The sequence below is a fragment of the Xanthomonas chitinilytica genome, assembly GCF_026107455.2.
GTDB classification, from domain to species: Bacteria; Pseudomonadota; Gammaproteobacteria; order Xanthomonadales; family Xanthomonadaceae; genus Stenotrophomonas; species Stenotrophomonas chitinilytica.
The window spans coordinates 207,198-219,426 of sequence record NZ_JAPCHY010000001.1 but is presented as its reverse complement, the minus strand read 5'-3'; the positions used below and the strand labels follow the sequence as shown (position 1 = coordinate 219,426).

The following is a 12,229-nucleotide window of genomic DNA, read 5'->3' as shown; positions in this document are numbered from 1 at the left end:
GGGGGTCAGGCGGCAACCGACGACCCGCGGATCGCCAGCCGTACCGGGATACTGCGGCTTTCCGCCGGCCGCCCGTCGATCAGGGCGATCAGGCTGTCCACCAGCAGGGTGCCGGCCAGCTTGGTGTCCTGCTGCACCGTGGACAGCGGCGGCACCGCGGAGCTGGCGGCGGGGATGTCGTCGAAGCCGGCCATCGCCACGTCCCGCGGAATCTGCAGGCCATGCTCGCGCAGCGCCCGCATCGCGCCGATGGCGATCAGGTCGCTGGCCGCGAACACCGCGTCGAAACGCACGTCGCGCTGCAGCAGGGCCATGGCGGCCTCGTAGCCGGACTGTTCGGTGGTGATCGCGTCCGCCTGCAGGCCCGGGACCGGCTCGATGCCGGCCCGGCGCAACGCCTCGGCGTGGCCGCGGTAGCGTTCCAGGAACTCCGGGTAGTGGTCGGAAGCGTGGCCGAGGAAGGCGATGTCGCGCCGCCCCTGTTCGAGCAGGTGGCCGGTGATGTCGAAGCCGCCCTGGAAGTTGTCGCAACCGATCGAGACCCCGGGCTGGCCGGGCAGGGCGGCGCCCCAGCGGACGAAATGCGTGCCCTGCCGGACCAGGCGCTGCAGCCGGTGCTCGGACTCCAGGTAGTCGCCGTAGCCCAGCAGGATCAGGCCGTCGGCCTTGTTGCTGTCCTCGAAATCCGCATGCCAGTCGCTGGACAGCTGCTGGAACGACACCAGCAGGTCGTAGCCCTTCAGCGCGCAGGCGCGGGTGATCGAGCCCAGCATCGAGTGGAAGAACGGGTTGATCAGCGAGTCGTCCGGGGTCGGGTCCTCGAAGAACAGCAGCGCCAGCGTGCCGGACTGCTGGCAGCGCAGGCTGGAGGCGTTCTTGTCGACCTTGTAGTTCAGCTCGCGGGCGATGGCCAGGATCTTGCGCCGGGTCTGCTCGTTGACCATCGGGCTGCCGCGCAGCGCCCGCGACACCGTCGGCTGGGATACCCCGGCCAGATAGGCGATGTCGAGGGAGGTGGCTTTGCCTTTGATCGTCATGGAGCGGCCGGGGCTGGCGGTGGCGCCTATCATGCCACGGCCCGCCGGGCCTCCCTGCCGCGCGGGGCGGGGCACACAGGCGCGGTTTGGTTTAAGATCGCCGTCATCCCACCGCCCCGGACCAGGTGGCCCGCGGAAACGCCGGCCGAGCGTGCGACATGAGCACTACCACCGCCCACTGCTGACCGCTTCCGCAGGCCCTCCGAAAAGGCGCCCTTGCGGCGCCTTTCGATTTTTCACGTGCAGGAGCGGGGCAAGCCGCGACCCGGCCTTCCCGGGAAAGCCCCATCGCGGCCCGCGCCGCTCCTACAAGAAACGCAGACGCCAAACCGCATGATCAACATCACCCTTCCCGACGGCAGCCGCCGCGAATTCGAAAACCCCGTCAGCGTCATGGAGGTGGCCCAGTCCATCGGCGCCGGCCTGGCCAAGGCCACCATCGCCGGTTCGGTCGACGGCGTGCTGGTGGACGCCAGCGACGTCATCGACCACGACGCCAGCCTGCGCATCATCACCGCCAAGGACGAGGAGGGCGTGGAGATCATCCGCCACTCCTGCGCCCACCTGGTCGGCCATGCGGTCAAGCAGCTGTATCCGGACGTGAAGATGGTGATCGGCCCGGTCATCGCCGAAGGCTTCTACTACGACATCTATTCCGAACGCCCGTTCACCCCGGACGACCTGGCCGCGATCGAGAAGCGCATGGGCGAGCTGATCGCGCAGGACTACGACGTGGTCAAGAAGATGACCCCGCGCGCCGAGGTCATCGAAGTGTTCAAGGCCCGCGGTGAGGACTACAAGCTGCGCCTGATCGAGGACATGTCCGACGACGTCACCGCGATGGGCCTGTACTACCACCAGGAATACGTGGACATGTGCCGCGGCCCGCACGTGCCCAACACGCGCTTCCTCAAGGCGTTCAAGCTGACCCGCATCTCCGGCGCCTACTGGCGCGGCGACGCCAAGAACGAGCAGCTGCAGCGCATCTACGGCACCGCCTGGGCCGACAAGAAACAGCTCGACGCCTACATCAAGCGCATCGAGGAAGCCGAGATGCGCGACCACCGCCGCATCGGCAAGCAGCAGGACCTGTTCCACCTGCAGGAAGAGGCCCCGGGCCTGGTGTTCTGGCACCCCAAGGGCTGGTCGATCTGGCAGGTGGTCGAGCAGTACATGCGCAAGGTCTACCGCGACAGCGGTTACGGCGAGGTGCGCTGCCCGCAGATCCTGGACGTGTCGCTGTGGCAGAAGTCCGGCCACTGGGACAACTACCAGGAGAACATGTTCTTCACCGAGTCGGAGAAGCGCACCTACGCGGTCAAGCCGATGAACTGCCCGGGCCACGTGCAGGTGTTCAACCAGGGCCTGCACAGCTACCGCGACCTGCCGATCCGCTACGGCGAGTTCGGCTCCTGCCACCGCAACGAGCCGTCCGGCGCGCTGCACGGCATCCTGCGCGTGCGCGGCTTCACCCAGGACGATGGCCACATCTTCTGCACCGAGAACCAGATCGAGGCCGAGGTCACCGCCTTTCACCAGCAGGCGCTGGCGGTGTACACCGCGTTCGGTTTCGAGGACATCCAGATCAAGATCGCGCTGCGTCCGGAAAAGCGCCTGGGCGACGACGCCACCTGGGACAAGGCCGAGGGCGCGCTGCGCTCGGCGCTGTCCAGCTGCGGCGTGGAATGGCAGGAGCTGCCGGGCGAGGGCGCCTTCTACGGCCCGAAGATCGAGTACCACCTCAAGGACGCCATCGGCCGCACCTGGCAGCTGGGCACCATGCAGGTGGATTTCATGATGCCCGGCCGCCTCGGCGCCGAGTACGTGGACGAGAACAGCCAGAAGCGGCACCCGGTCATGCTGCACCGCGCCATCGTCGGTTCGATGGAGCGTTTCATCGGCATTTTGATCGAACACCATGCCGGTGCATTCCCGGTCTGGCTGGCCCCGGTGCAGGCGGTGGTGGCCAATATCACCGACGCCCAGGCTGAATACGTGGCGGAAGTTCGCAAAACCCTTGCAGATCAAGGCTTCCGGGTGAGCGCCGATTTGCGGAACGAGAAGATCGGCTATAAGATTCGCGAGCATACGCTGCAGCGGGTGCCGTATCTGCTGGTGGTCGGAGACCGCGAGAAGGAAAATGGTGCCGTGGCCGTGCGCACGCGATCGGGCGAGGACCTGGGGACGATGTCGGTCCAGGCCTTCATCGAGCGCCTGCAGGCCGATCAGGCGCAGTAAGCAAGCCCGACCCCGCGGAATGCTCCGCCGGGGTCGGTTCGATTCCACTGGGAGATTGCAATATCAGTACCCCTGACAACAAACAGAACCGCAAGAACCAGGAAATCCGGGTGCCGCGCGTACGCGTGATCGGCAGCGACGGAGAGATGGTTGGCGTGTTGTCGCGCGACGAAGCGCTGTCGATGGCCGAGGACGAAGGCCTCGACCTGGTCGAGATCCAGCCGCAGGCGGATCCGCCGGTCTGCAAGATCATGGACTTTGGCAAGTTCAAGTTCGAAATGCAGAAGAAGGCCAACGAGGCCAAGAAGAGGACCAAGCAGGTCGAGATCAAGGAAGTGAAGTTCCGTCCGGTCACGGACGAGGGCGACTACCAGATCAAGCTGCGCAAGATGCGCGGTTTCCTCGAAGAGGGCGACAAGATCAAGGTCAACATCCGCTTCCGTGGCCGCGAGATGAGCCATCAGGAACTGGGGCGCGAGATGGCCAACCGGATCGAGGCCGATCTGGGCGAGGACATCGTGATCGAGTCCCGGCCGCGCCTGGAAGGCCGGCAGATGGTCATGATGATCGCGCCGAAGAAGAAGTGAGCCGGGCGACCCCCGGGTCGCCGGCAGCTGCAACCGGTTTTGGCAGGGGCGCCGTCAGGCGCCTTCTGCCTTTTCGCGCGTCTGCAAGGCGCCATCCCGGGGCCGGCCGGCAAAGTCCGGGACAATCAAGGGTTTGCAACGCCCTCGCTTCGCAGGCATAATGCGCGGCCCGGTATTGCCGGGTGCTGTGCGAACGGCAACAGGACCGGCCCGGGTTCCCCATGGAACCGCGGGCTTACAAGCAGGCAAGGGCACGGACGGAAAGTGTGGCGCAGCCACCGCCCTGGTCAGTGACAAAACACCATCAAGGACATAGCAATGCCCAAGATCAAGACCAACCGGGCGGCGGCCAAGCGTTTCCGCAAGACCGCCTCCGGCAAGTACAAGGCTGGCCACGCCAACCGTAGCCACATCCTCACGAAGAAAGCGACCAAGCGGAAGCGTAACCTGCGTCAGACGAATCACGTCCGCGCAGAAGACGCAGGCCGTCTGGACCGCATGCTTCCCTATCTCTGAGGACTGAACCATGGCACGAGTAAAGCGTGGTGTGCAGGCGCGCCGCCGCCACAAGAAAATCCTGACCCTGGCCAAGGGCTACTACAACGCCCGTCGCAAGGTCTTCCGCGTCGCCAAGCAGGCGGTCATCAAGGCGCAGCAGTACGCCTACATCGGCCGCAAGCAGAAGAAGCGCAATTTCCGTTCGCTGTGGATCACCCGCATCAACGCGGCTGCCCGCATCAACGGCCTGAGCTACAGCCGTTTCATGAACGGCCTGCTCAAGGCCGGCATCACCCTGGACCGCAAGGTGCTGGCGGACATCGCCGTGCACGACGCGGCCGGTTTTGCCGCGCTGGCCGAGAAGGCCAAGGGCGCGCTGGCGGCATAAGTCCATTCCCCTGCCGTTGCCGTTCACGCGCAACGGCTGTGGGTAAGGCAATGCATGGGGAAGGGCGCAAGTCCTTCCCCATTCTTTTTTGGCCCGGGCGCACTCCTTCGGGACGACGCGCGGGCAGCGATGGCGACGGGGGTCGGCCCTTCGCGCATCGCGATGGCACACCGACTCGAGGTTCCGTCGATCCATGAGTGACATCCAATCCCTGACCGCCCAGGCGCTGGCCGATGTGGCCGCGGCGCAGACCCCGGAAGCGCTGGAAGGCCTGCGCGTGGCGCTGCTCGGCAAAAGCGGCAGCATCACCGCCCAGCTCAAGCAGCTCGGCACCCTGCCGGCGGAAGAGCGCAAGGCGGCGGGCGAAGCCATCAACCGCGCCCGCGATGCCGTGTCCACCGCGCTGGGCGAGCGCAAGGCGCTGTTGGAGGACGCCGCGCTGGACGCGCGCCTGGCCGCCGAGTCCATCGACATCACCCTGCCGGGACGACGCGGCGAGCGCGGCGGCCTGCACCCGGTCACACGCACGCTGGAGCGCATCACCGAGATCTTCGGCCGCCTCGGCTACGAACTGTCCGAGGGCCCGGAGATCGAGGACGACTGGCACAACTTCGAGGCGCTGAACTTCCCGCCGCACCATCCGGCGCGGGCCATGCACGACACCTTCTACTTCGGCGACGGGCGCCTGCTGCGCACCCATACTTCCGGCGTGCAGGTGCGCTACATGGGCGATCACGCGCCGCCGCTGCGCATGATCGCCGCCGGCAAGGTCTACCGCAGCGACAGCGACCAGACCCACTCGCCGATGTTCCACCAGGTCGAAGGCCTGCTGGTCGACGAGCACTCGACCTTCGCCGACCTCAAGGGCACGCTGAGCGAATTCGTGCGCGCGTTCTTCGAGCGCGACTTCGAGATGCGTTTCCGCCCCAGCTACTTCCCGTTCGTCGAGCCCGGCGCGGAAGTGGACATCGCCTGGCAGCAGCCCGATGGCAGCACCCGCTGGCTGGAGGTGCTGGGCTGCGGCATGGTCCACCCGAACGTGCTGCGCAACTGCGGCATCGACCCGGAGCGCTATACCGGCTTCGCCTTCGGCCTGGGGGTGGAGCGCTTCGCGATGCTGCGCTACGGCGTCAACGACCTGCGCGCGTTCTTCGAGAACGACGTGCGCTTCCTGAAACAGTTCGCGTAAGCGATAACCGTGTAGAGCCGGGCCATGCCCGGCTGCTTTTCTGGATGGGCGCCCCTGCGCATGCGCTGGGTGACCGCAAAACCGCAACGGGAGGCGCACCTCCCACCAGGGTGACACCATGAAATTCTCCGAAAACTGGCTGCGCAGCCACGTCCCGACCAGCGCCACGCGCGAACAACTGAGCGCGGTGCTGACCGCCATCGGCCTGGAAGTGGAGGAAGTGGCCGCGCTGGGCGAGTCGCTGCAGCATGTGGTGGTGGCGCGCATCGTCGAGGCGGTGCGCCATCCCGAGGCCGACCGGCTGCAGGTGTGCACGGTCGATGCCGGGCAGGGCGAACCGCTGCAGATCGTCTGCGGCGCGCCCAACGCGCGCGCCGGCCTGGTCGCGCCGCTGGCGATGGTCGGTGCGCAGGTCGGCGAGCTGAAGATCAAGCCGGCCAAGCTGCGCGGCGTCGAGTCCAACGGCATGCTGTGCTCGGCCAGGGAGCTGGGTCTGGACAGCGATGCGTCCGGGCTGTTCGAACTGCCCGACGACGCTCCGGTCGGCCAGCCGCTGGCCGATTACCTGGGGCTGCCCGACGCCAGCATCGAGATCAAGCTGACCCCCAATCGCGCCGACTGCTTCAGCGTGCGCGGCATCGCCTTCGACGTGGCCGCCGCCTGCGCCAGCGAAGTGGTGCCGTTCGACGCCACCCCGGTGGCCGCCGCCGGCACGCGCGAACTGAAGATCGAACTCGGCGCGGGCGCCGAGGCGCCGCGCTACCTGGGCCGCGTGATCGAAGGCGTGGATGCGCGTGCGGCCACGCCGCTGTGGATGGCCGAGCGCCTGCGCCGCAGCGGCGTGCGCCCGGTGTCGCTGCTGGTGGACATCACCCAGTACGTGATGCTGGAGCTGGGCCAGCCGATGCACGCCTACGACCTGGACAAGCTGCAGGGCACGATCGGCGTGCGCCGGTCGCGCGCGGGCGAATCGCTGAAGCTGCTCGATGGTCGCGACGCGGCGCTGGACGACAGTTTCCTGCTGATCGTCGACGGCGACCGCCCGGTCGGCCTGGCCGGGCTGATGGGCGGCTTCGATACCCGCGTCACCGACGATACCGTCAACGTGTTCCTCGAGGCGGCGCACTTCGCGCCGGCCGCGATCATGGGCCGCGGCCGCAAGCTGGGCCTGCACACCGATGCCGGCCATCGTTTCGAGCGCGGCGTCGATCCGGCGCTGCCGCGCATTGCCATCGAATACGCCACCCGGCTGGTGCTGGAACTGGGCGGCGGCAGTCCCTCGCCGGTCACCGAGGCGGTGCGCGAGGCCGACCTGCCGCAACCGGCCACCATCGGCCTGCGCCGCGCGCGCATCCGCCGCGTGCTCGGCATCAAGATCGCCGACGGCGACGTCGAGCGCATCCTGCGCGCGCTGGGCATGGGCGTGGTCGCCACCGGCGAGGGCTGGCAGGTCACCGCGCCGAGCCGCCGTTTCGACATCGCCATCGAGGAAGACCTGATCGAGGAACTGGCGCGCATCCACGGCTACGAGCAGATCCCGACCACACTGCCGGGCGGCGCGGCGCGCATCGCGATGCCGAGCGAGACCCGCCTGGACGAGGCCAGCGTGCGCCGCCAGCTGGTGGCGCGCGAGATGCTGGAAACCATCAACTACGCCTTCGTCGATGCCGCACTGCTGCAGCAATGGAGCCTGCAGGACGCGCAGGTGCCGCTGGCCAATCCGCTGTCGGCCGAGCTGGCGGTGATGCGCCCGCAGCTGCTGCCGGGGCTGGTGGCCGCGCTGGGCCGCAACGCCGCCCGCCAGGCCGGGCGCGTGCGCCTGTTCGAACTGGGCCGCGTGTTCCACCCGCAGGCCGGTGACGGCCTGCCCGCGCCGCTGGAAACCCGGCGCGTGGCCGCCGCGGTCTGTGGCGATGCCGATGCCCTGCAGTGGGGCGTGGCATCGCGCAAGGTCGATTTCCACGACCTGAAGGGAGACCTGGAGTCGCTGGCGGCCGCGTCCGGCGCGGTACTGGAGTTCCGTCCATCGCAACGCCCGTTCGGGCACCCGGCGCGCTCGGCCGAGGTCTGGCGCGACGGCGCCTGCATCGGTTGGATCGGCCAGCTGCACCCGCGCCTGGCCAGGGCGCTGGAGATCGACGTGGACGTGGTGGCGTTCGAGCTGGACCTGGAGCCGCTGGTGGCCCGCTCCGTGCCGCGCGCCGGCGAGCTGTCACGCTTCCCCTCGGTGCGCCGCGACCTGGCCTTCCTGGTGCCGGAGGAGGTCAGCTGGGCCGCGCTGTCGGCCACGATCCGCGCGTCGGTCGGGCCGCTGCTGCGCGACGTCGTGCTGTTCGACCGCTACGTCGGCCAGGGCGTCGAGCCGGGATTCAAGAGTCTCGCTATGGGCTTGATTTTGCAGGACAAGTCGCGCACTCTCACGGATCGCGACGTGGATGCCGTGGTTGCCGATGTGGTGGCCGCCATCGAGCGCGATCATCGCGCCCGGATCCGGGGTTGAGGCGGAGGCACAGGGGGTAGGCAGGCATGGCATTGACCAAGGCGGAGATGGCGGACCGGTTGTTCGACGAAGTCGGTCTGAACAAGCGCGAGGCCAAGGAGTTCGTCGACGCGTTCTTCGATGTGTTGCGCGATGCATTGGAACAGGGACGTCAGGTGAAGCTTTCCGGCTTCGGCAATTTCGACCTGCGGCGCAAGAACCAGCGCCCGGGCCGCAATCCCAAGACCGGCGAGGAGATTCCGATTTCGGCCCGCACGGTGGTCACCTTCCGTCCGGGCCAGAAGCTCAAGGAGCGGGTGGAGGCATATGCTGGATCCGGGCAGTAACCGCGAACTTCCGCCGATTCCGGCGAAACGCTACTTCACCATCGGTGAGGTCAGCGAGCTGTGCGACGTCAAGCCGCACGTGCTGCGCTACTGGGAGACCGAGTTTCCCAGCCTGGAGCCGGCCAAGCGCCGCGGCAACCGCCGTTACTACCAGCGCCACGACGTGCTGATGGTGCGGCAGATCCGCGGCCTGCTGTACGAGCAGGGCTACACCATCGGCGGCGCGCGCCTGCGCCTGGAAGGCGAGGGCGGCCGGCAGGAGTCGGCGCTGAGCAACCAGATCATCAAGCAGGTGCGGATGGAGCTGGAAGAGGTGCTGCAGCTGCTGCGGCGCTGATGCGGCAAGCACCGGTTGCCGCAGCATGTGGCGGCACGATGCGGATGGCAGTGGACGATGTGCGGCAATTGCTTCGTCGCCGAACCACTGCAGCGACAAACCGGTTATAATTTCCGGCCCGCCGCCAAGGCGGGCACTGCAATCGAGTTCGGGGCGTAGCGCAGCCTGGTAGCGCATCTGCCTGGGGGGCAGAGGGTCGTCGGTTCGAATCCGGCCGTCCCGACCATATTGATTGAAGGCGAAAGGCTCGTGCAGGAATGCATGGGCCTTTTCGTTTTTGTGTGCGCAATGCACGCGGTTGATGACCTACTGTTAGCCGCAGCGGGCAGCCGTGGCAGCCCGTTGCGGCTTGCGTTGGCGGCCCTCTCGATCCAAGCAAAAGGAGATGCGAAGATCATGGGGCGCGTGACGATCAAGTTCGGCATCTCGACCGGGCTGCAGGGGCTCTACCTGTCGGGCTACTCGACCCTGAGGCTGCTGGGGCTCGACGTGCCGCTGCACTGGAGCGCCTACGAAACCTACTACCAGGCGCTCGGCCTCCCGGAACTCGTGCCCTATGCCGCCAAGGTCCGGCTGGCCGGCGGTATTGGCTTCGGTGTGCCGCTGATGGCTTGGCTTGTCCTGCTGATACCGTTGTTCAAGTCGCGCGCGTAATCCCTGTACGGTGCGGCCCGTTTCGCCAGCGCGCGCGACCTGGCCCGGAAGGGCATGTTTGAGCCGTCCCCGAGCGCCCTGGTGGTCGGCCGGCTTGGCGGCAAGTTGGTTCGATTGACTGGCCAGCAGTTCGCGATCCTCGCCGCGCCCACGTGCTCGGCCAGGAAGCGCTCGGTCACCGCGTTGAAGTCCTTGTTTGTTATCCGGCGGCAATGGGCTCTTGACGACGTCGCGGTCGGACAGGCGCGGGCATTCGCCAACCAGGGCTCCAGTACCGCGCACGAGAAGCACCCGGCACGCCGATGAGGGATCGGGTACGCCGGGTGCGTGCGCAAGCCCACGGGCGCCATCGCCTGCGGTTTCCTCTACTTCGCCCTCAGCAGCCCCGCCCGGCGCGGCGTGCCGGGAGCGATCTTCTCAGCTGCGGCGGCCGTCGCCGTGCAGGTAATGTTGTGGTCCACCGGCGGCGGCGCGATGCCTGACGCGTCTTTCAAGCTCGTTCGCACTGTGAAGGTGACGGGCAAACTGGACGCGTTACCCTGACAACCCCACACGAAGCTCAGCGGCGGCGGCTGGGGGGGCGTGAATTGCAGTGTGCCGCCGGTACACGTCCAGCCGACCGGGCACGACACCATTTCGACGGTCAGATCGACGGGGAAGCGCGGATACCCGCTGAAATTGACGTCCACTGGGATCGACGGCGGCGAACCGGACACGTCCGGGATGCTGTCGATCTCGAACGGCTCGGTGAGGACTTCGATACCGAGCACCGAGAAGTGATCTACTGGCATGAAGTACAGGTCGTTGTGCGTCGGTGTCCCGGAGGCGCCCCTGCCATGAACGAGCCCGTAAGCGCTGTTGGTGCCGAAGACCGGACCACCGCTGTCGCCGAAGTCGTTCATGACCCCGCCCAGCGGATCGCTCACGCGGATGTACGTTCCGATCACCCCGTTGTACAGCGACATGGCGTTCTTGTCTGCGATCTCGCCGCATGTATGGCCAGTGGTGATGCCGCTCTTGCAGGCGACGTCGCCGAGCGCCAACGCGGCGGACGCCGTTGCACTAGTAATGAGCACCTGGCCGCCGGCCACGGTGATGTCGTTCAACTGCTGCTCGGGCGTCCCGGCAGTGGGTTGCTTGTGCCACTGCATGTCGTAGGAGCCGGCGTCTTGCTCGGCCTGAAAAACCAGCGCGACGGATGGGCTCTGGTAGGTCAGCGCGTCGTCGCAGTGACCGGCGGTACTCAGGCCCAGCTCTCGCGTCGCCGTCTCCACCACATTGAAGCCCGACGTGCAGCTGATCACCGCCCCCGTCAACTGGTGACCGCCGGTCAGCGCCGTGGTCTGTGGGAACCCAGTCGTCTTATGAACCTTTACGAATCCGGCGACCGAGAGCAGCCGGGCCAGATGTCGGGAGGTGGACGCCGGATCGAGCACGTAGACGTTGATCTCCGAGTTCTTGATGTCCAGACCGGACTCGAACTCCAGCCCAGCCTTCTGCAATTGCTCGGCAACTTCCGCCTGGACGGCCAGTAGCAGTTCGAGCGAACGCGGCGCGGACCTTGCAACGAACGTCGGGTCGCGGGTGTAGGCTCCCAGCTCCGCTTGGGCATCTCCCGTGAACTGGACGACGACCCGGAACTCGGGTCGGTGCTCGATATACAGTCCTGCGAACGTCTCGGGCTGCTCTCGTTCCAGCTGTTGCCCGAGACGCCCCGCCTCCCGAGCCAGTGCCAGGCGCCGCTCTGCTTCGGGGACTGCGACCTGATAAAGCTGCGAATAGGATTCGGCGACGATATCGTCCGGTGGCTGTGCGTACGCCGTGGTGAGCGCTGCCGCGAGGAGAGAAAAGACCATCGCCCGGCCGCCAATGCGGGCCAGTCGTGCATAGTGTCGTTTCATAGCAAAGTCCTTTTTAGAGCGATGAGAACTCCGCGTAGACGGTCGGACCGTCGCACGCGGGCGGGATCGGCGTTTCGAGTTCCGACGCCAAAACGTGTTTCGCTTCTCCGCCGCCGAACACGGCCGTGACGCCAAACGCCAAGGTCCGCCCGGTCGCGGTGTCCGTGATCCCTTTCACCTTTCCATTGGATCGCCAGAGCCGATAGCTCGGCGGCCATACGGGGAGTAGAGCCAGACCGCCCCGAGAGGAAACCATGTGGACGCAGCCGTTGCGAACGGCGAGCGCGCCTTCCATCCGGGCGGTCAACGAAATCCTTGACGGGTCCGGCGCTAACCGGATCAGTTCGACGGCGACGTCAGCTGTCTGGGTGGGGGGAGTTGCGCAGGCGCCAAACGCCGTGCCGACGACGATCGAAAACGCAATCCCTACAGCGCGAGCTCTCATCCTTAGATCCCATTTGGTTCGAGACGAGCGGGCCGATCTACGCGCCGCTGTCGATGAAAGCTAGACCGCGGGTTGGATCGCAAATTCGATAACAAGCAACTCACCAACGCCGTCGGAATTGGCGTAGTT

12 protein-coding genes and 1 tRNA gene are annotated in these 12,229 nt (G+C 66.8%); 11 read left to right on the top strand and 2 right to left on the bottom strand.

The genetic code is table 11. The features are described 5' to 3' along the window. Positions 1-5: 5 nt before the first annotated feature. On the bottom strand, positions 6-1,037 hold the full coding sequence (locus tag OK345_RS00995; protein WP_265126034.1) for a LacI family DNA-binding transcriptional regulator: 1,032 nt from the start codon (positions 1,035-1,037) through the stop codon (positions 6-8). A gap of 333 nt (positions 1,038-1,370) precedes the next feature. Here OK345_RS00995 and thrS point away from each other — a divergent pair, with 333 nt between their 5' ends. The 11 genes from thrS to OK345_RS00940 all read left to right on the top strand — a co-directional run bounded on the left by thrS (position 1,371) and on the right by OK345_RS00940 (position 10,060). Next, positions 1,371-3,275 (top strand): threonine--tRNA ligase, encoded by a 1,905-nt coding sequence (thrS, locus tag OK345_RS00990; RefSeq protein ID WP_265126033.1) that lies wholly within the window; start codon positions 1,371-1,373, stop codon positions 3,273-3,275. Positions 3,276-3,322: 47 nt separating this feature from the next. Then, positions 3,323-3,862, top strand: a complete 540-nt coding sequence (infC, locus tag OK345_RS00985) for a translation initiation factor IF-3 (RefSeq protein WP_265126243.1) — start codon at positions 3,323-3,325, stop codon at positions 3,860-3,862. Between the two features lie 318 nt (positions 3,863-4,180). Next, positions 4,181-4,378, top strand: coding sequence for a 50S ribosomal protein L35 (gene rpmI, locus OK345_RS00980; RefSeq protein WP_010342861.1), 198 nt, complete (start codon positions 4,181-4,183; stop codon positions 4,376-4,378). A 10-nt stretch (positions 4,379-4,388) separates the two neighbouring features. Then, positions 4,389-4,748 (top strand): 50S ribosomal protein L20, encoded by a 360-nt coding sequence (gene rplT, locus OK345_RS00975; RefSeq protein WP_003484828.1) that lies wholly within the window; start codon positions 4,389-4,391, stop codon positions 4,746-4,748. Between the two features lie 193 nt (positions 4,749-4,941). After that, the gene (pheS, locus tag OK345_RS00970; RefSeq protein WP_265125397.1) at positions 4,942-5,937 is read left to right on the top strand and encodes a phenylalanine--tRNA ligase subunit alpha; all 996 of its coding nucleotides are present in this window, start codon (positions 4,942-4,944) and stop codon (positions 5,935-5,937) included. Between the two features lie 118 nt (positions 5,938-6,055). After that, positions 6,056-8,437: a phenylalanine--tRNA ligase subunit beta gene (gene pheT / locus OK345_RS00965; RefSeq protein ID WP_265125395.1), complete on the top strand. Its 2,382-nt coding sequence runs from the start codon at positions 6,056-6,058 to the stop codon at positions 8,435-8,437. A gap of 26 nt (positions 8,438-8,463) precedes the next feature. Then, positions 8,464-8,763, top strand: coding sequence for an integration host factor subunit alpha (locus OK345_RS00960; protein ID WP_054657702.1), 300 nt, complete (start codon positions 8,464-8,466; stop codon positions 8,761-8,763). Continuing rightward, on the top strand, positions 8,744-9,100 hold the full coding sequence (locus tag OK345_RS00955; RefSeq protein WP_265125382.1) for a MerR family transcriptional regulator: 357 nt from the start codon (positions 8,744-8,746) through the stop codon (positions 9,098-9,100). Before OK345_RS00960 ends, OK345_RS00955 begins: the two co-directional genes overlap by 20 nt. A 149-nt stretch (positions 9,101-9,249) precedes the next feature. Then, positions 9,250-9,326: transfer RNA gene (locus OK345_RS00950), tRNA-Pro, on the top strand. Between the two features lie 35 nt (positions 9,327-9,361). Continuing rightward, on the top strand, positions 9,362-9,754 hold the full coding sequence (locus OK345_RS00945) for a hypothetical protein (RefSeq protein WP_265125380.1): 393 nt from the start codon (positions 9,362-9,364) through the stop codon (positions 9,752-9,754). A 54-nt stretch (positions 9,755-9,808) separates the two neighbouring features. Further along, positions 9,809-10,060: a hypothetical protein gene (locus OK345_RS00940; protein WP_265125379.1), complete on the top strand. Its 252-nt coding sequence runs from the start codon at positions 9,809-9,811 to the stop codon at positions 10,058-10,060. A gap of 59 nt (positions 10,061-10,119) precedes the next feature. Here the strand turns inward: OK345_RS00940 and OK345_RS00935 are convergent, their stop codons facing one another. Then, entirely contained in the window at positions 10,120-11,655 is a 1,536-nt protein-coding gene (locus OK345_RS00935; RefSeq protein ID WP_265125377.1) for a S1 family peptidase, read from the bottom strand. Positions 11,656-12,229: the final 574 nt, after the last annotated feature.